Origin of the sequence: Sphingosinicella sp. CPCC 101087 (genome assembly GCF_004151485.1) — a bacterium.
Classification (GTDB): Bacteria; Pseudomonadota; Alphaproteobacteria; order Sphingomonadales; family Sphingomonadaceae; genus Allosphingosinicella.
Genome location: NZ_SBFF01000001.1, coordinates 186,764 through 212,320, shown reverse-complemented (window position 1 = coordinate 212,320; position 25,557 = coordinate 186,764). Strand labels below are relative to the sequence as shown.

Annotated in this window: 27 protein-coding genes; 13 read left to right on the top strand and 14 right to left on the bottom strand. The window is 66.7% G+C overall.

Features of this window, described 5'->3' with window-relative positions; all coding sequences use genetic code 11:
• Positions 1 to 61: 61 nt before the first annotated feature.
• Positions 62 to 853 carry a 2-(1,2-epoxy-1,2-dihydrophenyl)acetyl-CoA isomerase PaaG gene (paaG, locus tag EKM57_RS01025; protein ID WP_129790601.1) on the bottom strand — a complete coding sequence of 264 codons (792 nt, stop codon included), beginning with the start codon at positions 851 to 853 and terminating at the stop codon, positions 62 to 64.
• A gap of 45 nt (positions 854 to 898) precedes the next feature.
• Here paaG and paaI point away from each other — a divergent pair, with 45 nt between their 5' ends.
• Both paaI and pcaF read left to right on the top strand, forming a co-directional pair.
• Positions 899 to 1,330, top strand: coding sequence for a hydroxyphenylacetyl-CoA thioesterase PaaI (gene paaI, locus EKM57_RS01020; protein WP_129790600.1), 432 nt, complete (start codon positions 899 to 901; stop codon positions 1,328 to 1,330).
• Positions 1,327 to 2,529: a 3-oxoadipyl-CoA thiolase gene (pcaF, locus tag EKM57_RS01015; RefSeq protein WP_129790599.1), complete on the top strand. Its 1,203-nt coding sequence runs from the start codon at positions 1,327 to 1,329 to the stop codon at positions 2,527 to 2,529. Before paaI ends, pcaF begins: the two co-directional genes overlap by 4 nt.
• Before the next feature lie 27 nt (positions 2,530 to 2,556).
• Here pcaF and EKM57_RS01010 read toward each other — a convergent pair whose 3' ends face one another.
• The gene (locus EKM57_RS01010) at positions 2,557 to 3,243 is read right to left on the bottom strand and encodes a DNA alkylation repair protein (protein WP_129790598.1); all 687 of its coding nucleotides are present in this window, start codon (positions 3,241 to 3,243) and stop codon (positions 2,557 to 2,559) included.
• A gap of 118 nt (positions 3,244 to 3,361) precedes the next feature.
• On the opposite strand from EKM57_RS01010, the gene paaA reads away from it, so the two are divergent.
• The 6 genes from paaA (at position 3,362) to EKM57_RS22730 (ending at position 7,724) form a co-directional block, all read left to right on the top strand.
• The gene (gene paaA, locus EKM57_RS01005) at positions 3,362 to 4,342 is read left to right on the top strand and encodes a 1,2-phenylacetyl-CoA epoxidase subunit PaaA (protein ID WP_129790597.1); all 981 of its coding nucleotides are present in this window, start codon (positions 3,362 to 3,364) and stop codon (positions 4,340 to 4,342) included.
• A 147-nt stretch (positions 4,343 to 4,489) separates the two neighbouring features.
• Positions 4,490 to 4,774, top strand: coding sequence for a 1,2-phenylacetyl-CoA epoxidase subunit PaaB (gene paaB / locus EKM57_RS01000; protein ID WP_129791022.1), 285 nt, complete (start codon positions 4,490 to 4,492; stop codon positions 4,772 to 4,774).
• Positions 4,775 to 4,787: 13 nt separating this feature from the next.
• Positions 4,788 to 5,294: a DUF3291 domain-containing protein gene (locus EKM57_RS00995; protein ID WP_129790596.1), complete on the top strand. Its 507-nt coding sequence runs from the start codon at positions 4,788 to 4,790 to the stop codon at positions 5,292 to 5,294.
• Positions 5,295 to 6,125, top strand: a complete 831-nt coding sequence (paaC, locus tag EKM57_RS00990; RefSeq protein WP_129790595.1) for a 1,2-phenylacetyl-CoA epoxidase subunit PaaC — start codon at positions 5,295 to 5,297, stop codon at positions 6,123 to 6,125.
• Positions 6,119 to 6,586 carry a 1,2-phenylacetyl-CoA epoxidase subunit PaaD gene (paaD, locus tag EKM57_RS00985; RefSeq protein WP_129790594.1) on the top strand — a complete coding sequence of 156 codons (468 nt, stop codon included), beginning with the start codon at positions 6,119 to 6,121 and terminating at the stop codon, positions 6,584 to 6,586. The genes paaC and paaD overlap by 7 nt, the downstream gene beginning before the upstream one ends.
• 61 nt (positions 6,587 to 6,647) lie before the next feature.
• Positions 6,648 to 7,724 (top strand): ferredoxin--NADP reductase, encoded by a 1,077-nt coding sequence (locus EKM57_RS22730; RefSeq protein WP_129790593.1) that lies wholly within the window; start codon positions 6,648 to 6,650, stop codon positions 7,722 to 7,724.
• 3 nt (positions 7,725 to 7,727) lie between these two features.
• On the opposite strand, the gene EKM57_RS00975 is transcribed toward EKM57_RS22730, so the two are convergent.
• A complete protein-coding gene (locus tag EKM57_RS00975) occupies positions 7,728 to 8,423 on the bottom strand; it encodes a cyclic nucleotide-binding domain-containing protein (protein WP_165357137.1) in 696 nt (231 codons plus the stop codon).
• 225 nt (positions 8,424 to 8,648) lie between these two features.
• On the opposite strand from EKM57_RS00975, the gene EKM57_RS00970 reads away from it, so the two are divergent.
• Positions 8,649 to 10,823 (top strand): M3 family metallopeptidase, encoded by a 2,175-nt coding sequence (locus EKM57_RS00970; RefSeq protein ID WP_243450838.1) that lies wholly within the window; start codon positions 8,649 to 8,651, stop codon positions 10,821 to 10,823.
• A gap of 124 nt (positions 10,824 to 10,947) precedes the next feature.
• Here the strand turns inward: EKM57_RS00970 and EKM57_RS00965 are convergent, their stop codons facing one another.
• The 3 genes from EKM57_RS00965 to EKM57_RS00955 form a co-directional block, all read right to left on the bottom strand.
• The gene (locus EKM57_RS00965; protein ID WP_129790591.1) at positions 10,948 to 11,640 is read right to left on the bottom strand and encodes a hypothetical protein; all 693 of its coding nucleotides are present in this window, start codon (positions 11,638 to 11,640) and stop codon (positions 10,948 to 10,950) included.
• Between the two features lies 1 nt (position 11,641).
• Positions 11,642 to 13,657: an adenylate/guanylate cyclase domain-containing protein gene (locus tag EKM57_RS00960; RefSeq protein ID WP_129790590.1), complete on the bottom strand. Its 2,016-nt coding sequence runs from the start codon at positions 13,655 to 13,657 to the stop codon at positions 11,642 to 11,644.
• A gap of 130 nt (positions 13,658 to 13,787) precedes the next feature.
• Positions 13,788 to 14,849: a phosphotransferase family protein gene (locus EKM57_RS00955; protein WP_129790589.1), complete on the bottom strand. Its 1,062-nt coding sequence runs from the start codon at positions 14,847 to 14,849 to the stop codon at positions 13,788 to 13,790.
• A gap of 413 nt (positions 14,850 to 15,262) precedes the next feature.
• Here EKM57_RS00955 and EKM57_RS21715 point away from each other — a divergent pair, with 413 nt between their 5' ends.
• The 3 genes from EKM57_RS21715 to EKM57_RS00945 all read left to right on the top strand — a co-directional run bounded on the left by EKM57_RS21715 (position 15,263) and on the right by EKM57_RS00945 (position 17,424).
• On the top strand, positions 15,263 to 15,400 hold the full coding sequence (locus EKM57_RS21715; RefSeq protein ID WP_165357136.1) for a hypothetical protein: 138 nt from the start codon (positions 15,263 to 15,265) through the stop codon (positions 15,398 to 15,400).
• Positions 15,401 to 15,472: 72 nt separating this feature from the next.
• Positions 15,473 to 16,486, top strand: a complete 1,014-nt coding sequence (locus tag EKM57_RS00950) for a HEAT repeat domain-containing protein (protein WP_129790588.1) — start codon at positions 15,473 to 15,475, stop codon at positions 16,484 to 16,486.
• Positions 16,474 to 17,424, top strand: coding sequence for a transposase (locus tag EKM57_RS00945; RefSeq protein WP_129790587.1), 951 nt, complete (start codon positions 16,474 to 16,476; stop codon positions 17,422 to 17,424). Before EKM57_RS00950 ends, EKM57_RS00945 begins: the two co-directional genes overlap by 13 nt.
• A 95-nt stretch (positions 17,425 to 17,519) precedes the next feature.
• Here the strand turns inward: EKM57_RS00945 and EKM57_RS00940 are convergent, their stop codons facing one another.
• The 6 genes from EKM57_RS00940 to EKM57_RS00915 form a co-directional block, all read right to left on the bottom strand.
• A complete protein-coding gene (locus EKM57_RS00940) occupies positions 17,520 to 19,115 on the bottom strand; it encodes a HAMP domain-containing sensor histidine kinase (protein ID WP_129790586.1) in 1,596 nt (531 codons plus the stop codon).
• Positions 19,112 to 19,831, bottom strand: a complete 720-nt coding sequence (locus tag EKM57_RS00935) for a response regulator transcription factor (protein WP_165357135.1) — start codon at positions 19,829 to 19,831, stop codon at positions 19,112 to 19,114. Before EKM57_RS00935 ends, EKM57_RS00940 begins: the two co-directional genes overlap by 4 nt.
• 11 nt (positions 19,832 to 19,842) lie before the next feature.
• Positions 19,843 to 21,486, bottom strand: a complete 1,644-nt coding sequence (locus EKM57_RS00930; protein WP_129790584.1) for a DUF4153 domain-containing protein — start codon at positions 21,484 to 21,486, stop codon at positions 19,843 to 19,845.
• A 233-nt stretch (positions 21,487 to 21,719) separates the two neighbouring features.
• Positions 21,720 to 22,064 carry a response regulator gene (locus tag EKM57_RS00925; protein ID WP_129790583.1) on the bottom strand — a complete coding sequence of 115 codons (345 nt, stop codon included), beginning with the start codon at positions 22,062 to 22,064 and terminating at the stop codon, positions 21,720 to 21,722.
• Between the two features lie 168 nt (positions 22,065 to 22,232).
• Positions 22,233 to 23,018: a ZIP family metal transporter gene (locus tag EKM57_RS00920; protein WP_243450837.1), complete on the bottom strand. Its 786-nt coding sequence runs from the start codon at positions 23,016 to 23,018 to the stop codon at positions 22,233 to 22,235.
• An 18-nt stretch (positions 23,019 to 23,036) separates the two neighbouring features.
• Entirely contained in the window at positions 23,037 to 24,029 is a 993-nt protein-coding gene (locus EKM57_RS00915) for a manganese catalase family protein (protein WP_129790582.1), read from the bottom strand.
• 258 nt (positions 24,030 to 24,287) lie between these two features.
• Here EKM57_RS00915 and EKM57_RS00910 point away from each other — a divergent pair, with 258 nt between their 5' ends.
• Positions 24,288 to 24,488, top strand: coding sequence for a hypothetical protein (locus tag EKM57_RS00910; protein WP_129790581.1), 201 nt, complete (start codon positions 24,288 to 24,290; stop codon positions 24,486 to 24,488).
• Between the two features lie 202 nt (positions 24,489 to 24,690).
• Here the strand turns inward: EKM57_RS00910 and EKM57_RS00905 are convergent, their stop codons facing one another.
• Together EKM57_RS00905 and EKM57_RS00900 are read right to left on the bottom strand one after the other, a co-directional pair.
• Positions 24,691 to 24,984, bottom strand: a complete 294-nt coding sequence (locus tag EKM57_RS00905; RefSeq protein ID WP_129790580.1) for a hypothetical protein — start codon at positions 24,982 to 24,984, stop codon at positions 24,691 to 24,693.
• A gap of 142 nt (positions 24,985 to 25,126) precedes the next feature.
• Entirely contained in the window at positions 25,127 to 25,447 is a 321-nt protein-coding gene (locus tag EKM57_RS00900; RefSeq protein WP_129790579.1) for a DUF1905 domain-containing protein, read from the bottom strand.
• Between the last annotated feature and the right edge of the window lie 110 nt (positions 25,448 to 25,557).

The following is a 25,557-nucleotide window of genomic DNA, read 5'->3' as shown; positions in this document are numbered from 1 at the left end:
AACGCCTGCCGGCCGTCGCGGGGCCGCCTGTCGAGAGTCAGGTCCAGGTAGAACGCGGGCGCTATTTCCCTCTGAAGGCCGGCTTCCTCTTCTCCATGAAGGCAGCGACGCCCTCGCGATAATCCTCGCTGTAGCCGAGGTCGCGCATGGCGTCGCGCTGGAGATCCAGGTCCTGATCCAGCGTGTGACCCCAGCTCTCGCGGATCATCCGCTTGATCGCGGCGAGGCCGCGAGTCGGTCCGGCGGCGAAGCGCGCGGCGAGCGCATCGACCTCCTCGTCGAGCCTGTTGTCGTCCACCGCCTTCCAGATCAGGCCCCAGGCCTCGGCTTGCTCGGCCGGCAATGGGTCGCCGGTCAGCGCCAGGCCCAGCGCCCGCGCCTGACCGACCAGCCGGGGCAGCACCCAGGTGCCGCCACTGTCGGGGATGAGCCCGATCGCCGCGAAAGACTGGATGAATCTGGCCGACCTGGCGGCGACCACGATGTCGCAGGCAAGCGCGATATTCGCTCCGGCGCCGGCTGCGACGCCATTCACTCGGGCGATGACCGGCATGGAGAGACTGGTGAGCCGACGGATCAGCGGGTTGTAGCGCTTCTCGACCGACTCGCCGAGATCGAGCGCCTGGCCCGGCGCGACTGCCCGGTCGCCGAGATCCTGCCCGGCACAGAAGCCGCGGCCGGCGCCGGTCAGCACCAACACCCGAGCCTCTTCCAGCCCCTGCTCGAGCCGGCCGAGCGCGTCGGCGACCTCCTCGTGCATCTGCACGGTGAAGCTGTTGAGCCGCTCGGGGCGGTTGAGAGTCAATCGCGCGACTCGCGCGTCGACCTTGAAGTCGATCGTTTCGTACGCCATGGCGAAATTCATAGACCGATCGGTCGGGAAACCCAAGGAGGTTGCGTGAGCGCCGACCAGCTTGCCGCGAAAATAGCCCGCAAGATGCTCGCCGACGAGGGCACCGGGCCGGCCTGGGGCATCGAGTTGGACGAGGTGCGCGAAGGCTATGCCCGAATCCGCATGCGACTGCGCCCTGACATGCTGAACGGTCATGGTATCGCCCATGGCGGGATGATCTTCTCGCTGGCCGACACGGCCTTCGCTTATGCGTGCAACAGCCGCAACGTGCGAACCGTCGCGGCCCAGGCCTCGATCGTCTTCCTCGATGCGGCAAGGGAAGGGGAGATACTGGTCGCCGAAGCGCGCGAGCAGGCGCTTGCCGGGCGATCGGGCGTTTACAACGTGTCGGTGCGGAGCGAGGACGGCCGCATCATTGCCGAGTTCCAGGGCTTCTCGCGGAGTCTCGGCGGAGACGTGATCGGAGAGAGTGAATGACCGAAGCCTTCATCTGTGACGCGGTGCGCACGCCGATCGGCCGCTATGGCGGTTCGCTCGCTCATGTCCGCGCCGACGATCTGGCCGCAATCCCGATCAAGGCGCTGATCGATCGCAACCCGGGCGTCGATTGGGAAGAGCTTGACGATGTCGTCTACGGCTGCGCCAATCAGGCCGGCGAGGACAATCGAAACCTCGCCCGGATGGCGGCCCTGCTCGCCGGCCTGCCCGACCGCTCAGGAGGAGTCACGCTGAACCGCCTGTGCGGCTCCGGAATGGACGCGGTGGCCATGGCGGCCCGCGTGATCCGCGGCAGCGAGGCCGACATGGTGATCGCCGGCGGCTCGGAGAGCATGAGCCGTGCGCCGTTCGTCATGGCCAAGGCGACGAGTGCGTTCGACCGCAACGCCGAGATGTACGACACGACGATCGGCTGGCGCTTCGTCAATCCGAAGATGAAGCAGGCTTATGGCGACGACACGATGCCGAGTACGGCCGAGAACGTCGCCGAGGAATTTCAGATAAGCCGCGAGGATCAGGACGCTTTCGCCGTCCGCAGCCAGGCGAAGGCGGCGGCCGCGCAGGCCAGTGGCCGCCTCGCCTCCGAGATCGTCCCGGTTTCGATCCCGCAGCGCAAGGGTGATCCGATCTTGATCGATCGTGACGAGCATCCGCGCGCGACCAGCGTCGAGGCGCTCGCGAAGCTGCGTCCGATCGTCCGCACCGACGGCACCGTGACCGCCGGCAATGCCTCGGGCGTCAATGACGGTGCCGCCGCGATGGTGGTCGCCACGGAGGAAGCGGCGAAGCGCAATGGCCTCACCCCGCGTGCGCGTTTCCTCGGGGCCGCCGTCGCCGGCGTGCCGCCGCGTATCATGGGCATCGGCCCGGCGCCCGCCTCCGAGAAGCTGCTGACGCGTCTGGGCCTGAAGATCGGCGACATGGACGTGATAGAGCTCAACGAAGCCTTTGCCGCCCAGGGACTTGCGGTGATGCGCCAGCTCGGCCTCCCCGACGATGCCGAACATGTGAACCCGAACGGCGGAGCCATCGCGCTCGGCCATCCGCTCGGCATGTCGGGGGCTCGCCTGGTGCTGACGGCCGCGGAGGAGCTGCAGCGAACCGGCGGCCGCTACGCGCTTTGCACGATGTGCATCGGGGTGGGGCAGGGCATTGCTACGGTGATCGAACGCGTTTGACCTCGTTCCGGGCAGCGCCGGTCCCGGCTATCCAGCCTCGCTTTTGCGCGCCGCGGCGGCGAAGGCCTTGGATGCGTCCCGGCCGATCCAGCGCGCGCTCGGAACGGGCGAGGCAGCGAGGCGGTCGGCGAGCGCGCGGGCCGCTTCGCGCAGGGCGGGGCTGCGGCGCTTGTCGCCGATCGCACGTAGGGCCCAGCTGACGCCCTTCTTCACGAAATTGCGGTCGTCGCCGGCTCCCGCCTCGATCAGCGGCAGGCGGGAGAGGAAAGCCGGATCGGGGGTCGTCTTGTCGTGAAGGGCCAAGCTGGCGAGGAGTGCGAAGGCAGTGCGCCTGACGAACTCGGCGGGATCGGGGGCCCAGGCATCGACCATCGCGAAGGCATGCGGCGTGCGGTCGAACAGCTTCATGCAGAGGGTGTCGCAGGTCGCCCAATTGTCGAACCCGCGCGCCCATTCGTCCATGAGCGCAGGAGTCATCCGGTCGGGATCGCCGACAAAAGCCGCGAGAAGGCGGCCTTCATAGACGCCGCTTTTCCACAGCGCCTCGGCCAGCGCCTGGTCGCGCCCGATCGTCTTGCCGACCTCCTGGATCGCGGCCATCGGCACGCCGAGCACCCGGTCGGCGGTCGCGATGCCGTAGCGCGACAGGCCGTCCCGGATCCGACTCTCGCTCCGGCGCTCGAGCGCCGCCAGCGCCTCCTCGATCGGACTCATCACCCGCTCCTCCGATGCGACCGGCGCTCGCCCCCGCGCGTTGACTCGTTGAATGGCCTTTGCGAATTCATTGACCGATCGGTCGGTTAATGGTATTTCCCTTCAGCGAGGAGCGAGTATGTACACGACCGAGCTGCAGAAATCGAACCAGGTCCGCGCAATCGAGGACCCGGAGAAGCTCGCCGCCTTCGAAGCGCGGGTGGCTGCGGACGAGTTCATCGAGCCGAAGGACTGGATGCCGGAGGCCTATCGCCGGACGCTCACCCGGCAGATCTCCCAGCATGCCCATAGCGAGATCGTCGGCATGCTGCCCGAGGGCAATTGGATCAGCCGCGCACCGTCTCTGCGGCGCAAGGCGATCCTGCTCGCCAAGGTGCAGGACGAAGCGGGTCACGGCCTCTATCTCTATTCGGCCGCCGAGACTTTGGGCACCAGCCGCGAGGAGATGATCGAGGCGCTCCACAGCGGCAAGGCCAAATACAGCACCATCTTCAACTATCCGACCCTGACCTGGGCCGATATCGGCGCGATCGGCTGGTTGGTCGACGGCGCCGCGATCATGAACCAGGTGCCGCTGCAGCGCACGTCCTACGGCCCCTACGCGCGGGCGATGGTCCGCGTCTGCAAGGAAGAGAGCTTCCATCAGCGCCAAGGCTACGAGATCATGATGGCGATGTGCGCCGGCACCGCCGACCAGAAGAGAATGGCGCAGGATGCGCTCAACCGCTGGTGGTGGCCGTCGCTGATGATGTTCGGCCCGCCCGACGCCGACAGTCCCAACACCGCCCAGTCGATGCGCTGGCGGATCAAGCGCGAGACCAATGACGAACTCCGCCAGAAGTTCGTCGACATCACCGTGCCGCAGGCGGAGGCGCTCGGGCTGAAGGTGCCGGACCCGGCCCTCGAGTGGAACGAGGCGCGGGGGCATTACGATTTCGGCGAGGTCGACTGGGAGGAATTCTACGCCGTCGTGCGCGGCGAGGGCCCGGTGGCGAAGGAGCGGATGGCCGCCCGCCGCGAAGCGTGGGAGGAGGGGGCCTGGGTCCGAGATGCCGCCGCGGCTTATGCCGAGAAGCAGGCGGCCAAGAAGGCGGCGTAGAGTTCGATCTTTTTCGTCATTCTCGCAAAAGCGGGAGCCGGAGACGACCGCAAGCTCAATCCAGCTGCCTTTCGGCGGGTATGGCGGACGGGAAGCTGGACCCCCGCTTTCGCGGGGGTGACGATCGATGGAGAGGTGGAGACCGTGATGTCCAAGGATTGGCCCCTCTGGGAAGTGTTCGTCCGATCGAAGGGCGGCATGGCGCATCGCCATGTCGGTTCGGTCCATGCGCCCGATTCCGAGATCGCGCTGCGCCACGCCCGCGACACCTATACGCGGCGGATGGAGGGGGTGAGCCTGTGGGTCGTGCCGTCGGCGCAGATTTCCGCCTCCGATCCCGAGGACGATGCCACCTTGTTCGATCCGGCCGCCGACAAGACCTACCGGCACCCCACCTTCTACGACATACCCGAGGACGTGAAGCATATCTGAGCGGGAGGTTCGAATGAGTGAGGAATGGCATGTCGCGCAGATCAATGTCGGGCGATTGGTCGCTCCCCGGGGCGACGAACGGGTCCAGCCCTTCTTCGATGCGCTGGACCGGATAAATGCGCTCGCCGATGCCAGCCCTGGCTTCGTCTGGCGCCTCCAGGACGAGGGCGGCAACGCCACCGGGATCCAGGTGACCCCGGATCCACGCTTCATCCTCAACATGTCGGTCTGGGTCGACGCCGAGGCGCTGTTCGATTTCGTCTACCGCAGCGCTCACACGCCGGTGATGGCTCGCCGTCGCGAATATTTCGACCGGTTCGAGGGCGCGTACCAGGCCTTGTGGTGGATCCCCGCCGGTACCGTTCCCACCGTCAACGACGGTCTTTCTCGGCTCTGGTATCTCGACCGGTACGGCCCGAGCCCGCACGCCTTCACCTTCAAGTCGCGCCATCCGGCGCCGGGGCTGCAAATGCCGCCCGTCGACATGCAGCCGGATCCCTGGTGCCTGGGTAGCGCATAGATGGCATCGCTCCCCCCCATCGACCTGCCCGAGGGCGCCACCGGCAAGGGCGAGTTCGATTCGCCTCAGGCCGAGGTGCCCCATGACGTCCGCTTCGACTATCTGCTGCGTCTCGGCGACGACAGCCTTATTCTTGGCCAGCGCCTGTCCGAATGGTGTGGACACGCGCCGTCGGTGGAGGTCGATCTCAGCCTCGCAAACATGGCGCTCGACCTGATCGGACAGGCGACTCATTTTCTCGGCGCCGCCGGCGAGGCGGAAGGCAGGGGACGCGACGGCGACGCGCTCGCTTTCCATCGCGACGTCCTCGACTTCCGCAACTGCCTGCTGGTCGAGCAGCCAAATGGGGATTTCGCGCGGACCATGGCGCGGCAGTTCCTTTTCTCCACCTGGCAGAAGATGCTGTTCGATCATCTGACCGGCTCGTGCGATCCGCTCATCGCCGCCGTCGCCGCCAAGGCGGTCAAGGAGGTCGCTTACCATCAGGAACTGAGCGCCGAATGGGTGATCCGCCTGGGCGGCGGCACCGAGGAGAGCCGGCGCCGCCTCGTCGACGCGCTCGACTGGACTTGGCGTTTTGTCCCGGAACTGTTCGAGATGGACGAAATCGCGACCGCTGCCGCCGGCTGCGGCCTCGGCCCCGACGTCGGCCTGTTCCGCGAGGATTATGACCGCCGCATCCGATCCGTGCTCGCCGAGGCAGGCGTGGATGTACCGTCGGATCAGCGGCCGATTCTCGGCGGCCGCCGCGGCCACCATAGCGAGCATCTCGGCCACCTCATTGCCGTGATGCAATTCCTGCCGCGCACTTATCCGGACGCGAAATGGTAGCGGCGCCGACCCTGATCGACGAGACGGCGCGGATCCGGGCCGTGCTCGCAAGCGTGCCCGATCCGGAAATTCCCGTCCTTTCCGTGGTCGACCTCGGCATCGTCCGGGACATCCAGTCCGATCGAGTCACCATCACGCCCACTTATACCGGCTGCCCGGCGACCCAGGTGATCGAGCGCGACATCCGCGCCGCCCTGGACTCGGCCGGCTATCGTCACGTGCAGGTCGAGACGACCCTTTCGCCCCCCTGGACCACCGACTGGATCAGCCGGGAAGGTCGCCGCAAGCTGCTCGAATATGGCATCGCCCCGCCGACCCCTGCCGGCGAGCGCGAGGTCTGCTGCCCACAGTGCGGATCGAACGACACGGCGGAGATCAGCCGCTTCGGCTCGACCCCTTGCAAGGCGCTCTGGCGCTGCCGCGCCTGCGCCGAGCCTTTCGACCTGTTCAAATGCCATTGAAGGCGCGCCACACCATATGCGTCGCGGCCCCCGCCAGCGCGCGCCGGGGGGATGTCACCAAGTGTCCGTAGGCTTTCACACGCTTCGTATCGCCGAGATCGTTCCCGAAACGGCCGACGCCAAGTCGATCCGCTTCGACGTGCCCGAGCCTCTTCGCGAGACCTTCGCCTTCCGGCCCGGTCAGCATCTCACGCTGAAGGCCGAGATTGGCGGCGAGGAGATACGGCGCAACTATTCGCTTTGCGTCGCGCCGCAGGACAAGGAGGTGAAGGTCACCATCAAGCGCATCGCCGGGGGCATCTTCTCCAACTGGGCCAACGACAATCTCGCGCCGGGCGACGAGATCGAGGTCATGCCGCCGCATGGCAGCTTCACCTGGGACTTCGCCCCTGGTGCCGCCAACCATTATGTCGGTTTTGCGGGCGGGTCGGGAATCACTCCGATCATGTCCCTGCTGCGGACGGCGCTCGTGACCGAGCCGAACAGCCGCTTCACCTTGTTCTATGGAAATCGCGACAGCCAGTCCGTCATCTTCCTGGAGGCCCTGGCGAAGCTGAAGAATCGCTTCATGAACCGCCTGGAAGTCCATCATTTCCTTGCCGAAGAGTCCGAGGATATCGAGCTCTTCAACGGCATGCTGGATCGCGCCAAATGCGACCAGATACTCGACCGGCTGGTCGATCCGGCCGGCGCGGCCGCCTTCTTCGTCTGCGGGCCGGAACCGATGATGGACGCTGCCGAGCAGGCGCTCCGGGATCGCGGCGTTCCACGCGACATGATCCATCTCGAACGCTTCACCGCCGGCCGGCCCTCGGCCGCCATCGCGGCGCAGCTCCAGGCGCTCAGCCAGGGCGCTCAGGGTCTGACGATGATGGTGACTCTGGACGGGCGCAAGCGCCGCATCGCATTCGATGCCGCCGCCGGAAACATACTCGACAGCGCCCGAGCCGCGGGATTGCCGGCGCCTTTCGCCTGCAAGGCCGGCGTCTGCGCCACCTGCCGCGCCCGGATCGTGTCCGGCGAGGTCGAAATGGCGGCCCGCTATGGTCTCACCGACGAGGAGGTGGCCGCTGGCTACGTCCTCACCTGCCAGTCCGTACCGAAAGGCGAAGGCGTCGAGGTCGATTACGACGCTTAGGGGCTATGCCGCCGGCTCGCTTCCTGGGTGAACGCCGCCCGCCTCGGCAATCGCTCGGTTGCTGGCGCGGAGCTTGGATTTCAGCGCCGTCGCGAAGCCGTGTTCGATCGCGCGTCGAATATCGTCATGCGCCTCGACATAGGGCCTGAGGTCGTCGGCCGGGGCGCACCAGAATCGTGCCGGTCCGGTGAGGATGACGGTCGCGCTTGCAGTCTCGCCCGACAATACGGTGAGCTCGCCGATCAGGTCGCCGGGCCGGCAAGTGCCGACGTGGCGCCCCATGCTCATCACCCGCGCCTCACCTTCGGCGAGGAAATACAAATGATCTACTCTCTGCCCCTCGCGGGTGAGGACGTCGCCTTCCTTGCCGTTCAGCCATATCCCCTGGTCGATCAGGTGGCGCGCCCGACTCTGCGACACGCCGGCGACCAGGCTGTCGAGCATCCTTCGCTCCTCGGGCGTGAATCGGATGTGGCGGCTTTCGTAGAAATTGCGAGCGAGCAGCGTGAGGCAGGCCCCGAGCAGCAGCCCCATCCACACCGCCGTGACGACGTCGCCGGTCCAAATCAAGGCGCGCGTCAGGCCGACAAGGGCGGCAAGCGCGACCAGCACCCGCAATGCCGCCGGACGCGCAGCCAGCACCGCTGCGACGAGCAGCGCGTAGCTCAGCTGGAGCAGCAGCGCGTCGGCTGAAAGCATCCGCATTCCCTTTTTGTCCTGCCGGCATCATGCGCGAATCCCTGCGGCAGGAAAAGGGTGAGGCACGCCGTTGCGCCTCGTTCAGCGATCCTCCTATATGCACGTTCCATCACCGGAGCCGCGACCCCGCGGACCGGATCTTTCCAAGGCCGGGCAGGTGGGAGGCCGATCTCGCCTGTCGCCCGGCATCCTCACCGGGCCCCGCCCGAGACGGAGACTGAACAGGTGAAAGCAATATTTCTGGCGGGTGCTGCCGCCATGGCGCTTGGAGCATGCACGACGATGAACCAGCCGACCGAATTGTCCGTGGCCGAGAGCGTGCCCGAGGCGGAAACCGCGCCGGCCGTTCCCGACAATGTGCTGCTCGCGGACTGGGCGGGACCTTATGACGGCGTTCCGCCCTTCGATCAGGTCCGACCGGAACTGTTTCCGGAAGCCTTTCAGTTCGCCATCGACGAACAGAGCCGCGAGGTTCGGGCAGTGGCCGACAATGCGCAACCGGCGAACTTCGCCAATACGATCGAGGCGCTCGAGCGGGCCGGACAACGGCTCGACCGGGTGGGCGCGGTATTCGGCGTCATGACCAGCAATATGACCAATCCCGAATATCAGGCGCTGCAGCGCGAATGGGGTCCGCGCCTCGCGGCCGCCTATGACGAGATCTACCTGAACCCCGCTCTGTTCGAGCGAATCCACGCCGTCTACGAGGCGCGCGGGAGCGCCGGCCTCAATACCCAGCAGCAAAGGCTCACGACCCGTATCTACGAGAGCTTCGTGCGCCGTGGCGCCAACCTCAATCCGGCGCAGAAGCAGCAGCTTTCCGCCTACAATCAGGAACTGGCGCGGCTGTTCGCCGAGTTCAGTGAGAAGGTTCTGGCCGATGAGCAGACCTTCATCACCGTCACCGAGGCGGAGCTGGCCGGCGTGCCCGACGATGTGAAGGCCACCGCGGCCGCGGCCGCTCGCGAGCGCAACCTTCCCGCCGGTCAGTTCGCCATCGTCAACACCCGTTCGGCGGTCGATCCCGTGCTGACCTTCGCCGAGAACGAGGCTCTGCGCGAGCGGGTCTGGCGCGCCTTCGTCAATCGCGGCGACAATGGCGGCGCGAACGACACCAACGAGACGATCCGCCGGATCGTCCGCCTGCGCGCCCAGCGCGCCGAGCTGCTCGGCTTCCCCACCCATGCCCACTGGCGCATGCAGGACACCATGGCCGGCACCCCGGATCGGGCGCAGGAACTGATGATGCGCGTCTGGCCGGCGGCGGTCGCCCGGGTGCGTGAGGAAGTGGCCGAACAGGAGGCGGCGGCGCGCCGGCTCGGCGACGATCCGAAGATCGATCCGTGGGACTATCGCTATTACATGGAGAAGGTCCGGCAGGAGCGCTTCAACCTCTCGCAGGACGAGGTGAAGCCCTACTTCCAACTCGACAACATGATCGAGGGCATGTTCCACATGGCCGGCCGGCTCTACGGGCTGCAGTTCCGCGAGAATACGGGGCAGGTGCCGGTCTTCCATCCGGATATCCGCACCTGGCATGTCACCGACGCACAGGGCAGGGACGTGGGAGTCTTTTACGGCGACATGTTCGCGCGGACCGGCAAACGCTCCGGAGCCTGGGCGACCACCTATCGCAGCCGCTCGGGCCTGCTCGGCGACGAGATCGTGCTCGGATCGAACAACAACAACTTCGCCAAGCCCGGGCCGGGCGAGCCGGTGCTCATCAGCCTCGACGATGCCGAGACCCTGTTCCACGAATTCGGCCACGCCATCCATTACTTGCTGGCGGAAGTGCATTATCCGAGCCTGCTCGGAACGCCGCGGGACTTCGTCGAATATCCTAGCCAGGTTCACGAGAATTGGGTGCTGACCCCGGAGACTCTGAACCGCTTCGCCCGTCATTACGAGACCAACGAACCGATGCCCCAGGAACTCGTCCAGCGCATCGAGTCGGCCTCGCGGTTCAATCAGGGCTTCGCCACGGTGGAATATCTCTCGTCGGCACTGGTCGACATGGCGCTGCACACGCTTCCCGGCGGCGAAGTCGATCCTGATGCCTTTGAGAGGGAGACGCTGACGCGGCTCGGCATGCCGGAGGAGATCGTGATGCGGCACCGCTTGCCGCACTTCAATCACCTCTTCTCGTCCGACGCTTATTCGGCCGGCTACTATTCGTACCTCTGGTCCGAGGTGATGGACGCCGACACGTGGGCGGCGTTCGAGGAGGCTGGCAATGTCTGGGATCCGGAGACGGCCCGGCGCTTCGCCGAAACGCTCCTCAAGACCGGCAACGAAACCGATCGCGCCGAGGCCTACCGCCAGTTCCGAGGTCGCGACCCCGACGTCGACGCGCTCCTGCGCAAGCGCGGCTTCCCCACGGGACCCGCCGGGGCGCAATAGGTCCGGGTCCTTCGATTCGGCATTTCGCCAGGCTCAATGCCTACTCAGGATGAGCGGTCAGAATGAAAGAAGTCCGCTCATCCTGAGTAGCGGCTGAGCTTGTCGAAGCCGCGTATCTAAGGACCTATTGAACCGGCGCGCTGTCGACCAGCAGGTCGAGCTGCTCCTGGCATTCGCGCTCGATCAGGGCCGCGGCGACCGCAGTCATGTCGGCAGGCGGCGATTCCAGCGTGCGGAACGTGACACGCGACGGCACCGCGACTCCATTCAGCGCGAGCTGATATTGCGCGCCGTCGGTGATCGGCAGGTCCGACGGCCACGCCAATGTCGCCGCGCCGGCGGGCCAGGCCACCTCGCGCGAGGTGCCGCCGGGACCGCTGATCGTCACCCGGGTCGCCTGGCTGGTATCCCCTCGCCAGAGCCGCACATTGTTCGTGTCGGCAAGGCACATGTTGCCGCTCATCGAAGCGTCGATATGCCAGATGGTGGTCGGGCTCGCCGGGACGATGCCGGCGCTGCGGACGGCCCCGACGCGCACGCGGCGGCCGCTCGAGGCAAGCGTCGTGCGGGCGCCAGCCTGGGCGGCCTGGCTCGGGCTGAACGTGCCCGGCCCTCGGAACGTGCGGGTGCCGCGCGCGTCGAGCACGACCAATGTGTCGCCGCTGCGAAGGGCGATGCGCGCGTCGTCGGGCAGCGAGCGGCCCGGCGGATAGCTTCCCGCCGAAGGGCCCGCTGCCCGCACGACGAGGACATTGGCAGCCGCCGAGGCGGCGCAGGTGGCGAGCAGGCCGGCGAGAACCAGCCGGCCGAACGACATTCTATTTGGACCCCAAGACAAAGTGACCTCCCGGACCTGCTTCGCCTATCCTATAGACGAATTCCTGCATTGCTGCATCTTCCTTGTGTCCGGCGGCAATGGCTTCGAGTTGGGCGAGCGCCTCCGTGTCGCCGCCGTCGAAACGCTGCCACAAATCGGTAAGCCGGGTCCGGAGGCCGGAATCCATTTCCGGCACCGGCTCCCACACCTCGATCGGTGTCGCCCGCCCGCTCAGGACCACGCGGCCCATCGGACGGAACAGATCGAGGCCGGTCTCCTCCTTCGCCTGGCGGCTCACCAGGATGCGGGTCTTGAGAGCCTTGTTGGCCGATTCGAGCCGAGCCGCCGTGTTCATGGCGTCGCCCAGGGCGGTGTACTGGATTCGCCCCTCGCCGCCGAAATTGCCGACCACCGCCTCGCCCAGATGGAGTCCGACCCGAGTCCGGCCGATCGGCGGAATATCGTCTCCCGCCGTGCGGGCGAATTCCTGGCCCGCCTCGTACATGCCGATCGCCGCCCGGGCCGCGCGATCGGCATCGTCGGCTCTTGCGATCGGCGCGCCCCAGAAGGCCACGACCGCGTCGCCGACGAACTTGTCGATCGTGCCGCCATGTTCGAGGACGATATCGCTCATCAGGTCGAGATAGCGGTTGAGCAAACCGGAAAGCCGTTCCGGCGTGATCGCATGGCTCAGTTTCGTGAAGCCCTCGAGATCGGTGAACAAGGCGTAGATCTGCTTCTTCTCTCCGTGGAGCGCGAGTTGGCTGGGATCGCGCATGATCTGACTGGCGACGTCCGGCGGAAGATATTTGCCGAGCGCCGATTGGGCGAAGCGGCGCTGCTCCGATCCGACTGCGCGTGCCGCCGTGCCGACGCCGACGAAGGCGAAGAGCCAGCCGGCACCCCAGCCAAAGGCAGGCAGGCTGATCGTGTCGATTGCCATCCCCTGGAGCAGGAAGGGGAGATAACCGAAGAAGACGAGCTGTACGAGCAAGGCCAGTCCCAGCTTCCATCCGCGCAGCTCGAGAAAGGCGGTGAGCGCGCCGGCCGCCACCGCGACGACGGCTGCGACCCACAGCATCCAGCCGGGTATAGCCGCCGGCATCCGCCCGTCGAGCAGCTGGGACAGAACGTGGGCGTGGACCTCCAGCCCCTTCATCCAGCGGCCGGTGAAGCGGGTCATCGGCGTCTCGTAATCGTCCAGATCCTGGATATCGCCGCCGATCAGGACGTAGCGGCCCTCGATCGCCGAGCGCACGCCGTCGGGGAATTCCGCCACGAACTGGATCGGCAGGTTGGTGAAGACCGGGACCTCGTCCGCTTCGGACGTGGCGGGAAGACGAAAATCGATGGCGCGCGTGTAGCTCCGGAACTCGGAACTTGGCGGGGCCATGGCATTGGCGAGCAGGGGCGGAAGGTCGGCAGGCTGGTCCGGCCAGCGACGGATGACGCCGTCGGCCAGGTCCGGGAGCAGCCGGATGCTCGCCGGCCGCACCGGGCCCGGCTGCGCCTGCGCGAGGAAGTTCGTGAGGAATTCCTCCTGCCACGGAAGGATCTGGTCCGGGTTGTGCGCGGCCGACGCGAAGGCGACATAGATCGGCGTCCGCATTTGCCGCAGCGTGGCGACCAGCTCGGGATCCTCCGGCTGCGCCTGGTCGATCAGGATGTCGATTCCGATCGCGCGCGGATTCATCCCGTCGATGGCCGCAAGGGCGCGGGCGAGCATCGCCCGGTCGAGCGGCGACCTTTTGCCGAGCTGGGCCAGGGTCTCGTCATTATAGGTGACCAGGACGATCCGGTCGTCCTGCTCCAGCGTCCTGTGCGCCTCGGTCTGGAACCTGAGGTCGTAGAGCGCCCGCTCGACATCGCTGGCGAACGGTACCTCCCAGCCGAACCGGGCGACATAGAGTCCCAGCATCAGGAAGAGCAGGGTGCCGATGAGCCGCGCCGGTCCGACTTGTCGGACGCTTCGTCTCAGCCCTTCCGCCCAGCCGCCACCATTCGCTTGCTCAGCCATCCAACCCCCCGGCTGTGAATATCGGAGCCTAGGCGATCCCCGTGCGTGAGCAAAGGCCCGCCAGTTCGTGGTTCGGAGGTTCGGACCTTGAAGACATCCGCCGATTCCTCGTCCGGCTCGCGACGCGTCCCTAGTTCGGCGCTCCCGCCTTCACCGCCTGGGCCCAGGCGAGTTCCGCGAGAGGCTCCAGCCTTTTCACCATTTCCCCGGCATGGGCCGAGGACGCATTGCCGCGGATCAGGCGTCCCTTGATGCCGTGGAGAATGCCCGCGAGCCGGAACAGGTTGAACGCCATGTAGAAATCGAGGTCAGGAATGCTGTCGCGGCCGGTTCGGCGGCAATAGGCCTTAACATAATCCGTCTCGCTCGGGATGTTCAGAGACGCGAGGTCGCGTCCGGCGAGCGCGTCCGGCATCCGGTACATCATCAGATGATAGCTGAAGTCGGCGAGCGGATGGCCCAAGGTCGAGAGCTCCCAGTCGAGCACGGCCAACACCTCCGGCCGCTCGGGATGGAAGACCATATTGTCGCAGCGATAGTCGCCGTGGAGGATTCTCGGGCTCGGCTCGTCGGGCGGGACATTCCCCGGAAGCCATTCCACCAGTCGGTCCATCGCCGGGAGCCGGCCGGCATCGACATCTCCCCGATACTGGCTGGACCAGCGGGCGATCTGCCGCGCGAAATAGTTTCCCGGCTTGCCATAGTCTCCGAGCCCGGCCGCCTCCGGATCGATCCCGTGAAGGCTCGCGAGCGTCGCGTTCATCGCGTCGAAATAAGCCGGCCGCTCCGCGGCTGCGACCTCGGGGAAGCTGCTGTCCCAGAATATCCGCCCGTCCACCATGGCCATGATGTAGAAGGCGGTGCCGATCACGCTTTCGTCGAGGCACAGACCGTAGGCCTGCGCGACGGGGAAACCCTGGGCGGCGAGCGCGCTGATCACCCGATATTCCCGGTCCACCGCATGCGCGCCGGGCAGCAGCGGCCCCGGCGGCTTGCGTCGAAGCACATAGGCGCGGCCAGGGGTAACGAGCTTGTAGGTCGGATTGGACTGCCCGCCCTTGAACTGCTCGACGCAGAGCGGTCCTTCATAGCCGGCGACATGATCGCGTAGCCACGCCTCCAGCCGCTTCACGTCGAACCGATGCGCGCTGCGCACCTCGGTTGTGCCCGTATTTTCGGCTTTCCTGTCCATATGCTCCCGCCGCTCGCCTCCCACGGACCGCCCTTGGGCGACAGGTCCGGCTGGAGCCGCAATCGGAGCGGAGCCGGCTCCTCACCGTCGCCTTCGGGTGCCTCGCTGGCTGCAGGGCTACCGCCTCCGCCTCGACAGGTAAACTGCGCCCGGCACCGATTGGTGAACGCTGGGTTTCCGACAACGGTAAACTTTTTCTTCACCATGGCGACATGTTTGAGAGAACCCTGAGACTATGGGAGCGAGGATGGATGGACGCCCGTCCCGGCTGTTCCGCCCTCCGGCGCACGGCGAACCTTTATCTCCGCGCATCGGGGCCGGAAGATCGAACCAGCCGGCGGTTTCTTGGCCGAGCCGCAGGACGCCTAGCTATTCCTCTTGTCGGTACCCGACTGTCTAAAGGGAATATTGGCATGAAGAAGAAGATCGACGTCACGTCCATCCCGGAGCTGCGCACCAGCGTCGGGATGCATGGGTCGCTCAAGCAAAAGGAAGTTGGTGGACCCGTTTGCCTCGGCGTCGGAATCGCCATCTTCTACGCGATCGTCTGAGATCGTCGGAGCTATGGGGCGAAGGGACTTCGGTGCCTTCGCCCCCTCTTTCCTGATCGGGGGACCGCTCCGATGACTCCCCGCGCAGCCCTCGCGCGCTGGCTTGCCGATCGGGACGCCCAGGCGACTTCCTTGCGGCGGATCGAGCGCTTCGCCCATGAATATGGTGCGCACTCCCTGGTGCGGCAGCTCGAGCGGGATCTTGCCGCCCTTCAAGAGAGAACCCCTGAAGCGCTGATCGGCGCGGCGCGCGCCTTCATGGACGGCGACAGGGAGCTCGACGCGCTGATGCGAGCGTTGTTCGCCGAAAGCCGCGCGGATCCGTTCTTCCGCCCGCCATTCCATCCGGTGTCGAGCGAGATTCACGAAAGCCTCCTGCTCTATCATCATCCGGACCTGTCCATCTCGTTCGGCGTGACCGGGCTGGACATGCTGGCCGCCAAGAAGACCGGACGGCGCGGCCCGGCCTCGATCAACTTCACGGGCTTCGTCACCCTGCTGCGCTTCATCAAGGCGGGCAGCGCGACCTTGTCGTTCTGGGAAGCGCCGGAGATCACGGCCGGCTTCTCCGCCGCTTCCGCCGGCCGCTGCCGCCTGGTCGAGCGGCGCCGCATCCGTGACGGCGAGGATATTCTGGTCGACGGGCGCCGCCAGAGCTTCGTCATCGAGCATGCGGCCGGCGACATCCTCTTCTTCCAGGCGGTCGCGCGCACCGGCGGTGCACCGGTCGGTGCCGAATTTGACAGCGAGGGCCACCACCTGGTCGGCGCCACCAGTGCGGACGAGGCGAGTTCGCGGCTCGAGATGATGGTGTCGCTGCTGCGCGCGCTGGAACGCGACGAAGCTTTTCCCCTCCTGGAGGAGGCGCTGGGGAATCCGAATTTCCATACGCGCTGGCACGTCATGCGGGAGATGCTGGCGATGGACGCCGACGCGGCCCTGCCGTCGCTGCGGAAGTTGGCGTCGGACGATCCGCACCCGGACGTCCGCGCCGCGGCGCGGCAGGCATTGAGCCTCTTCTTCGTGGATGAGGAGCAGATCGGGGCGATGATCACGGCAAGCGAGGGCGCCGCATGCCGCGCCTGATCCCGACCGACACCGAGGAGTCGATCGAGCTGGGCGATCTCGTCGAGCGGCTGGAGACCGGCGGGTTCGACGGCGAGGACGAGGAGAATTTCGCCTCCTGGGGAGAGGGTCTGAGGAAGCTCGCCAACAATCGCGACTTTCTACCCCGCCTGATGATCGCCGAGCTGAAGGAAAGGTGCCGGCGACAGCTGCGGGACAATCAGTTCAGCGCGCAGGTGATCCTGCTCCACGGTGCGCCCGGCAGGTTTCTCGTTCGGGCGAACATCTGGCCCGCGCTCAAGGACAGCGTGGTGCGCCACAGCGGCACCGATCCATTCTTCTACGGCATCCCGCACGATCACAATTTCTCGTTCCTGACCGTCGGCTATTTCGGGCCCGGCTATTGGAGTGACTATTACGAATATGATTATGGGGGGGTGGTCGGCTATCCCGGCGAAAAGGTCGAGCTCCGTTTCGTCGAGCGCAGCCGGCTCGAGCCTGGCAAGGTGATGCTCTACCGCGCCCACAAGGACATCCATCTCCAGCTTCCTGCAGATGAAATGTCGGTCTCGATCAACATCGTCGAGACCGCACACAGCACCTTATTCAAGGACCAGTATCGATTTGACGTTCAGGGCGGTACGGTGGCCGGTATCCTGACCCGTACGTCGATCGAGCCGATGCTCGCCCTTGCGGCGCATCAAGGCGGCGAGGAAGGCGCGGACCTCATAGCTGAATTCGCCGCCCGGCACCCGAGCGACCGGATCCGCTGGTCCGCTTTGCGGGCCCGCGCCGCGGCGGCGTCCACCCTCGATGGCCGAATCGCGGTGTTCGAGGAAGCGACCCGGAACGGGAGCGGCCTCGTCGCGACGATGGCGAGGCGGGAGATTGCGGGTTTGGAGGCCATGCGCGGCTGGATCGAGACCGTTCCGCCGGTCGGGGCGCATCCGGCCGCCTGATCGTTCACGACGTTTGCAGGACTTCGATTTCTGAGGGAGCATCTCGGGGGGAGCCGGTGCGCGAGCGGCGACCGGATATCCCGAAGCCGCTTGCCCTAGCCTCCGACCTTGTCTGAGCGGGGGAGGTTCAGCCGAAACAACGCCCCACGATCCGAGGCGACCAGATCGATTTTCGCATGACTTCCGGCGAGCAGCGACTTGACGATGGGAAGTCCGAGCCCGGTGCCGCCCTCGGCACGGCGGCCGGTGAAGAACGGCTCGAAGATGCGCTCTCGGTCGGCAGGGCGGATCCCCGGTCCGTCGTCCAGCACATCGACCTCGATCCGCGGCCCGTTCTCGCGTCCCGTGATGGAGACCCGTGTGGCGCCGGCCTGGCGGCTATTTTCGATGAGGCTGGTCAACGCGGCTTCGAGAACCCGCTCCGGGACCATCGCCGGCGGCATTGCAGGCGGCAGCGAAACGTCGACGGCAAAGCCGTCGGCGCGATGCGCATCGGCGATGCGGTGCGCGGTCGCGTCGACCGGTGCGGTGGCTTCGTTTCCCGGGCGCGCCATGTCGGCCTTGGCGAGATCGAGCAGGCGCGAGAGCAGATGTGCCAATCGGTCGGCATCCGCAGCCGCATTGGCGAGGAACTGCCGGCGCTCCGCCTCATCCATCGTGGTATAATGGTCCTGCAGCAGCTCGATGGCGCCCCTGATGCCGGCAAGCGGCGTCTTGAACTCGTGGCTCACCGAATGGGCGAAGTCGCGCAGATAGCGCGACCGGCGGTCGATCGCCGCCGCCATGGCTCCGAAATCGGCATAAAGAGCCTGGATCTCGATCGCCGCGGTGGGCGGCGGATCCGGAACTTCGCCGCGTCCCTGGGCGACGGCGCGCGTGGCTTCGCTCAAGCGCTCGATCGGCCGTGATATGCCTCGCGACAGCAGGGCGGTCAGCACGACCAGGATCGCAAAGATCGCGACCACGCCGATCGCGATCTTGCCCCGGTCCTCGTACATGCCGCGGAACAGGGCGCGCGCCGATCGCGACAGCAGCAGCACGCCGACGACCCGGCCGTCCACGACGATCGGCCGCGCATGGTGGACACGGATGGCAGCGGCGCGGGTCAGCCATTCGAACCGGTAGACTTGGCGATAGTCGCCGTTGCGGCGAAGCACGGTCTCCGGCCGACCGGCAAGCGCTGCCCGCACCTCCGGCAACGCCGCATGGCTGCCGAGGAATTCGGAAGGAAGCAGGACGTTGCCGTCTCTGTCGAGCAGCAGGATCGAGGCTAGGGTGGTCCGCCGGGTGTAAGCCAGGATCGGCGCCAGACGTCGGGCGGCGGCTTCGGCGGCCGGATCCCTTCTCGTCTGGATTGTGGGCGCCGGCCGCTCGGGAAGGATCGGGGTTGCATTGAGGTCGATGCGGGGCGGCTCAGGGCGCAGGTCGGCCGGGTCGGGAATCTGGGCCGGCCGGGTGCCCGGCCACAGCGCCGTTGCGGCCGCGGCGAGCGCGGCGCCCTGCGCGACCAGCTCGGCCTCCGTCTGGCGAACGAGCGTATTCTCGTAGACCCTCAGGAAGACTGCGCCGAGGCCGGGCAAGGCGGCGACGAACAACAGGGTGGCGAGGAGGATCGTGCGTAGCCGCAGCCGTGGCCAATGCCTCCTGATCCAGGCCCGGGCAGCGCCGATCCAGGCCTGGGCGGCGATCATCCCTGCGCGCCGGCGCCCGTGCCGGTGCAGCCGCCGATCCGGTAGCCGATGCCCGGTCGAGTCTCGACCAGGTCGGCGGCACCGATCCGGGCGAACTTCGCGCGCAGGTTGCGCACATGGCTGTCGATCGTCCGGTCGGTCATCGCGAAGCCCGGCCCATGCACTCGGTCGATGATCGCGTCGCGGCTGAACACCTTGGAAGGCATGGCCGCGAGCGTCCTGAGGATTCCGAACTCGGTGACGGTGAGCGGCACATCCTCGCCGTCCCAACTCGCCCGCCAGCCCTCGACGTCGAGGCTCAGCCGCCCATGATGGATGAACGCGCGCCCGGAATCCGCCTGCGGAGGCCGGGCGGCGGCTCGCCGCAGGATCGCCATCGCCCGCGCCACCACCTCGCGCGGGCTGAACGGCTTCACGACATAATCGTCCGCGCCAAGCTCGATCCCAAGCACCCGGTCGATTTCGTCGTCCCGCGACGACAGGAACAGGATCGGCAGGTCGCCCGCCGCCCGGATCCGCCGGCAAACCTCGAGCCCGTCCATCTGCGGCATGTTGATGTCGAGGATGACGAGATCGGGCGCCTGCTCGGCGATCGCCGCCAGCGCCGCCTCGCCGTCCGCCGCCTCGGCGGTGCCGAGCCCGGCCTTGCGGAGCGCGAACAGCAGCAGCTGGCGAATATGTGGATCGTCGTCGACGACCAGGATCGTGCGGGGCATGGGGCATTGGATCATCGTTCGACCCCGGCCGTCAACGGCGCGGCCGACGGCTTGGCTGGTCCGGTGCTCGGCGGTGCGCCGGAAGGGGGCTCCGGCGGCGCGGAGACCTCCGGTGCGGTCTCCGGCACGGGCGGCGCCGGTTGTGGCGGCAGCGGTCGACCGTCGCAGTCGCGGCCCCAGGGCGCCGGGGCGGCCGGCGGGGGCGCGTCGCCCAACGCATCGCGGGCGGCGGCGAGTCGGCGGGCGTTGCGCCAGGTCCATTGCCGCCAGTCGCCCTCGCCTGCTTGGGCGCGGTCGAGCAGCCGTGAGCGCACATGGCGTACGCGCTCGCGCAATGCGCCGTCGGGCAGACGTGCCTCGAAACGCGCCAGCGGCACGAGCGCGGACGGGCCGAGCGAGCGCAGGTAGCACAGGTCCAGTTCGGCGCCGGTGGCGTCGACTTCGCGCGCGTGGCGGACGTTCCATTCGGCGGCGATGCTGCCCAGGTCGACGGCCGCCGCGGCGCTCAGCACGATCGCGGCCGCGAGCGCATTGTTGTTGATCAACCAGGCGCCGCTGCGCTCCCGCAGCATGCGCCAGCAGATCAGCATCAGCCCGACGGCGACGAGCGCCATCCAGGCGAGCGCCGCGAGGCGCAGGACGGTCAGCGAATAGGCCTCGACATAGTCGATCGTGCGAAGGATGCTGGAGGCGACGAGCAGCAGATTTTGGCCGACCCATAGCACCACCAACCGCCGGACCATCGGTCGCTGTGCGGTCTCGCTACCCGGTCGCAGCGTCACGAGCACGAAGAGCCCGGCGAGCAGGGCCGTTGCGATCAGCGGATAGGCTCCGCGATGGGCATATTCGGCGAGCGTCACGCCTTCCGGCAGCGGCGCGCCACTCCACAGGAAGAGAAGGTCGAGCCCGTTCTGTACCGCGAACAGCAGGTTGAACGCAGCGAGCGAGAGGGCGATCGAGGCCGTCGAGACCGACGGCAGGTCGACCGGAGATGCGCCGCCGTTGATCGCTGGCCGCAGGGCGATCGCACGTGGGCGGAACATCGGCCAGGTCGCGCACAGGACCAAAGCCCAGAAGATGATCCGCAGGAAAGTCTCGGCGTCGAGCTGCGGCACCCGGACCATCGCCAGCGCACTTTCGATCAGCGGGTTGGCCGCGGCGAACAGCGATAGGAATATGAGGCTCCCGGCGATCGGCAGCGCCACCAGCCGGATCACGGCACGGGGTCCGAAACGGGCCGGACGGGGAAGCCGGCTCAGCCGCGCCAGGTCGGCGAACGGCGCTATGACCGCGGAGACACCGTGGAGGATCAGCCGCAGCGCCCATCGCCAGGCGTCGTCGAAATCCCGCCGCGGCAGCAAGGCGGCAAGCGACAGGGCGGTCCCGAACAGGAGGACACCAAGCGGATCGGGATCGTCGACCAGCAAGGCGGCATAGAGGAAGGCGAGCGCCAGCGCGAGGCGGGCCGGGCGGTTTCCGGGCACCGCGGGCACGACGGCAGCCAACGCCGCTGCCCAGGCCAGAGCGAACAGACCGATCGTCCAGCCGGGCTCCTGGAGGAAGAACAGAAAGTCGGCGAGCAGGATCAAGGCGAGGGCGGCCCCGACCTTGGCCCGAAAGCTGTGGCGGCGAGAAAGCGAAAGAGCGACCGGCATGAACATCTCCCGTGAGCTGCGGGTCGTTCATGGCCTCTGCCGATCGGATTGGTGCCGCACCGGCGAAGGAGAAACGGTGGAGGTTGATGCAGAAGCCGTGCAGGCGCTCGACACGCCATGCACTGCGCCGGCCGGCTTGCGTCAGCGGAGAGGAAGGACGTTCATCGCCCCTCTTCGAGGAGATGATCTTCTTGTTACGGCGACAAGCCCCATGCCGCCGTCGTTCAGTGCGTTCAGCCGGCGAGCGCCGTCCTTGCCTGGCTTATGCCCTCCTTGAGAGCATCTTCGCCGAACGGCTTCGCCACGACGACGGCATTGGCATTGGCTTGTCGCACTTCCCACGGCGTCGCCGTCACGAAAACGACGGGGATGGGCCGGGCGGAGCAGATCTGCCGAACCGCTTCGATGCCAGTTCCCGACCCGAGGCGAATGTCGGAGGTGATCAGGTCGGGACAGCGAAGGTTCGCAGCAGCGACCGCGGCTTCGAGAGAGGATGCGACGGCGAAGCTGGAATAACCCAGGTCGCGCAGGACGTCTTCGATCATCAGGATGATCCAGGTGTCCTGTTCGATGATCAATGCATGCAGTGGAATATTCCTTCGAAAGGACGGGAGCGCACCGCCGCCCAGGCGCCGGAGCCGCACGTTCCAGCGATGAATGCAGCAACGGCCTGTGCAGGCAATGGTTCAATCCAGGTTAAGCACCAAGGCTCAACTGGTATTAGATGCTCCCATCCGGCGTAGCGCTTAGCCGAGCGTCGAATCCAGGAACATCATCGTGACGAGGCCGGCCATAAGCGCCGAACTTGCGCGGCGGCCGGGGCCGAGACGGGTCTGCACCTCGGGGATGATCTCCGACAGCACGACATAGATCATCGCCCCGGCGGCGAAGCCGAGCGCCCAGGGAAGTAGAGGCGTCGCGATCGACACGAGCGCCGCGCCCGCCAGGCCGCCAACCGGCTCGACAAGTCCCGAAGCGAGGGCGAGCAGGACCGCTCTTTGCCGAGAATAGCCGAGCGCCGTCAGCGCCCCCGCCACCGCGAAGCCTTCGGGCAGGTTCTGAAGGCCGATTCCGATCGCCGTCGCGGTTCCGGCCGCCATGTCGCCGCCGCCGAAGCTCGTACCAACGGCCAGGCCTTCGGGAAAATTGTGCAGGGTGATCGCCGCGACGAACAGCCAGACGCGTCGGAAGCGGGCATCGGCTATCGCGCGCGGACCCAGGCCGATCCTGTCGAGCGGCGGCACGACGGCGTTGAGGTGCGCGAGGAGGAGCCCGCCGAGCAGCACCGCTGCCACCATCGTTCCTGAAGCCTCCGCCTTGCTCGCGCCCATCGCCTGCGCCTGCTCGATGCCGGGGATGATCAGCGAGAAGAAGGAAGCAGCGAGCATGACGCCCGCCGCGAACCCGAGCATGAGATTTTCCTGCTGCTCCGTCGGGCGTCCGACCGCCAGGATCGGCAAGGCGCCGACGAACGTCGCCAGCCCGGCAAGCAGGCTGGCGACGAACCCGACGAAGACGAGGGAATCGCTCACTGGAAGCTTTGTGAAGGCTCAGGCTTCCGTCGATTTCTCCTTCACCTTTGCGATCGTCTCCTTGGCATTGGCGTCCGCCATGACCGAGGCATCCGCCGCGCTCTGCGCGCCGCCCATGTCTCCCTTGGTGGTGCGGCCGGCGCCTGCGCCGGCGCCGAGATCGGCCCCGGTCATCGGATCGGAGGCAGGGTTGGACATGGTCCTCACAGACAGCTGGGACATGACCGCGAGGTCTTCCTTGTCCAGGCCGACCGAAGGCATGCCTTCGCCTCCATCCATCGGAATCGATCCCGGCAGGTCGTCCACCCGGTCCCATTGCTCCCCGCTGTTCCACGGTCCGTCCATGTCGCCCTCGCCCTGCGAGCTGTTGACGTACAGGCTGGCGAAGCGTTCGACCCCGGGGAGCTTGCCCGGCGGGAAATTGTCCTCGATCGCGTAAAGCGCTTTCTCGAAGGATTTCTGGTGCGCGATCTCGCGCGTCATCAAGAAACCGAGCGCTTCCTTGATGCCTGGATCGTCGGTGATGTTGATCAGCCGTTCATAGACGATCTTCGCTCGGCTTTCCGCAGCGATGTTCGAACGCAGGTCGACCGTCGGTTCGGCCCGGGAATCCACATAAGCGGCGGTCCAGGGCACCCCGGCTGAGTCGGTGAGGGCCGGCCCGCCGCCGAACAGCAGCGACTGCTTCGCGCTGTTACCGCTCGCCCCGATCATCTGGTAGAGCTCGGCTTCCTCCATCTGCGCTTCCGAAAGCTGCGCCTTCACGCCCTTGTTGAGCATCGCGACGATCGATCCGATCACCTCGAGATGGCTCAGTTCCTCCGTGGCGATGTCCAGCAGCATGTCCTTGCGGCCGGGGTCGTCCTCGCCGAGCCCCTGGGTGAAATAGCGCATGGCCGCGGCAAGCTCGCCGTCCGCCCCGCCGAACTGTTCCAGCATCATCGTTGCCAGCTTCGGATTGGGCTCGGCGACGCGCACCGTATATTGCAGCCGTTTGTTGTGCATGAACATGTGGGATCTCCCGTCAGAAGGTTCTCTGTGAACCGGCGCTGGGCCTCCATGTTCCGGCGGGTCGGGAAATTAGTCGAAAGATTTTTCGAATGATTACATATATTTCGCCTGCGTGACGACCTGGACTGCAGACGAGGCCTCCGATGCGTGCACAAGTCGCAGAACCTTCATGATGCATCTTCGTAGGACGTGGCGCTGACCGGCCTTTACCACGCCGGGGGTTTCACAGCAGCCGCCTCTCGGTGCATAGGCGCCGACATGGCTAAGGGAATCACGCTCACATTCACCGAGGACGAGGCCGAGATCCTCGTCGACGCGCTCGATGCCGACCTCGAAGGCTATCTCGAGGCGGCCAAGGAGGCGCGAGGCAATAACCGGCGGGCCGAGGTGCAGTCGTTCACCGAGGCAGCCGACAGGATCAAGGCGGTGCGCGATCGCATCCGCGCAGCTCTGCCCTGAATCGGCTACCGATTTCGACGGCGACCCGCCGAAAGCCGAGCCGGAGAAAAGCGAAGGCCGCGTTCACCGGGCCAGCGCGACCAGCGGCTCGCCTTTCCTGACATAGGTCGCGAGCTCGGACGCGCGGTCGCTGCCATATTGCGGCGACGCGAACGGGTGGGGGGAAAGCCTACCGGCTCTCCGAACGACCGCCGGCACAGTATTAATTCGCGTCGCCGTCATTGTTGCGATTCACGTCCACGTCCACGTCGACGTCCCCGACTTCGTCCTCGATCGCCTGGCCGGCCTCGCTCGCGGCATTGCCCAGTTGCGAAGCCGCTGCCTCGGCCGCATTGCCGACCTCGGAAGCCGCCTCTCCGGCCGCCGTGCCGACGCTCTCGGCCGTATTCTCTATCTGCTGCTCGTCATAGCCCAGCGAGACCTGGTCGTTTTGCGGATCGCTCTCGACGTCGCATGCGGCAACCATCAGGAGCGGAAGCAGGGCGATAATACGCATGGAAATCTCCTCGTTTCGCCGCTCAAACGCTCGTGAGATCGTTTCGGTCCCAATATCCGAACTTGTTGGTCGAGCTCATGTCCGCCACCGGCTCGCAGACAGCCATGCGCGCCGAACTCCAGCCGACGCCGGGATAACGAGTCTATAGCAGCTCCAGTCGTACCGCGACGTCGTGGCCAGCCTCTATGCCCTCGGCGCGGCAGATCGCCTTCTTGACCGGCAGGAACCAGCCGCCCTGCTTTTGCGGGAAGACCGAGGTCGACCAGCGGCTATGGCCGATCATCGCCTGGACTTTCACTGAGCCGAACCCGCGCCGCCGTCCGAGCTCCAGCCTTCGGATCAGCTCATGCGCCCGGATCGTTTCGGCGGCTCCACCGGCGGCCAGGACATAGCCGATGTCGCCGTACTTTTCGGTGCGCCACACGAGAAGTGGCGCGGTGAAGCTGACGATGTCGTCCCTCAAGCCGCCTTTCTCCTGTTCGACGGTTCGTACACGATAGCTGCCTTAGGCCGGCCGCGGCCGCAAGACTGGCGGTTTCCGTCTCATGCGCGCCTGCGCCGACCCGATCTGCG

Bases quoted from the DNA above. Each gene is read 5' to 3' on its own strand.
- paaG (WP_129790601.1), bottom strand. From the start codon at position 853: ATGGCGTACGAAACGATCGACTTCAAGGTCGACGCGCGAGTCGCGCGA.
- pcaF (WP_129790599.1), top strand. From the start codon at position 1,327: ATGACCGAAGCCTTCATCTGTGACGCGGTGCGCACGCCGATCGGCCGC.
- EKM57_RS01010 (WP_129790598.1), bottom strand. From the start codon at position 3,243: ATGAGTCCGATCGAGGAGGCGCTGGCGGCGCTCGAGCGCCGGAGCGAG.
- paaA (WP_129790597.1), top strand. From the start codon at position 3,362: ATGTACACGACCGAGCTGCAGAAATCGAACCAGGTCCGCGCAATCGAG.
- paaB (WP_129791022.1), top strand. From the start codon at position 4,490: ATGTCCAAGGATTGGCCCCTCTGGGAAGTGTTCGTCCGATCGAAGGGC.
- EKM57_RS00995 (WP_129790596.1), top strand. From the start codon at position 4,788: ATGAGTGAGGAATGGCATGTCGCGCAGATCAATGTCGGGCGATTGGTC.
- paaC (WP_129790595.1), top strand. From the start codon at position 5,295: ATGGCATCGCTCCCCCCCATCGACCTGCCCGAGGGCGCCACCGGCAAG.
- paaD (WP_129790594.1), top strand. From the start codon at position 6,119: ATGGTAGCGGCGCCGACCCTGATCGACGAGACGGCGCGGATCCGGGCC.
- EKM57_RS00975 (WP_165357137.1), bottom strand. From the start codon at position 8,423: ATGCTTTCAGCCGACGCGCTGCTGCTCCAGCTGAGCTACGCGCTGCTC.
- EKM57_RS00965 (WP_129790591.1), bottom strand. From the start codon at position 11,640: ATGTCGTTCGGCCGGCTGGTTCTCGCCGGCCTGCTCGCCACCTGCGCC.
- EKM57_RS00960 (WP_129790590.1), bottom strand. From the start codon at position 13,657: ATGGCTGAGCAAGCGAATGGTGGCGGCTGGGCGGAAGGGCTGAGACGA.
- EKM57_RS00955 (WP_129790589.1), bottom strand. From the start codon at position 14,849: ATGGACAGGAAAGCCGAAAATACGGGCACAACCGAGGTGCGCAGCGCG.
- EKM57_RS21715 (WP_165357136.1), top strand. From the start codon at position 15,263: ATGAAGAAGAAGATCGACGTCACGTCCATCCCGGAGCTGCGCACCAGC.
- EKM57_RS00950 (WP_129790588.1), top strand. From the start codon at position 15,473: ATGACTCCCCGCGCAGCCCTCGCGCGCTGGCTTGCCGATCGGGACGCC.
- EKM57_RS00945 (WP_129790587.1), top strand. From the start codon at position 16,474: ATGCCGCGCCTGATCCCGACCGACACCGAGGAGTCGATCGAGCTGGGC.
- EKM57_RS00940 (WP_129790586.1), bottom strand. From the start codon at position 19,115: ATGATCGCCGCCCAGGCCTGGATCGGCGCTGCCCGGGCCTGGATCAGG.
- EKM57_RS00935 (WP_165357135.1), bottom strand. From the start codon at position 19,831: ATGCCCCGCACGATCCTGGTCGTCGACGACGATCCACATATTCGCCAG.
- EKM57_RS00930 (WP_129790584.1), bottom strand. From the start codon at position 21,486: ATGCCGGTCGCTCTTTCGCTTTCTCGCCGCCACAGCTTTCGGGCCAAG.
- EKM57_RS00915 (WP_129790582.1), bottom strand. From the start codon at position 24,029: ATGTTCATGCACAACAAACGGCTGCAATATACGGTGCGCGTCGCCGAG.
- EKM57_RS00910 (WP_129790581.1), top strand. From the start codon at position 24,288: ATGGCTAAGGGAATCACGCTCACATTCACCGAGGACGAGGCCGAGATC.
- EKM57_RS00905 (WP_129790580.1), bottom strand. From the start codon at position 24,984: ATGCGTATTATCGCCCTGCTTCCGCTCCTGATGGTTGCCGCATGCGAC.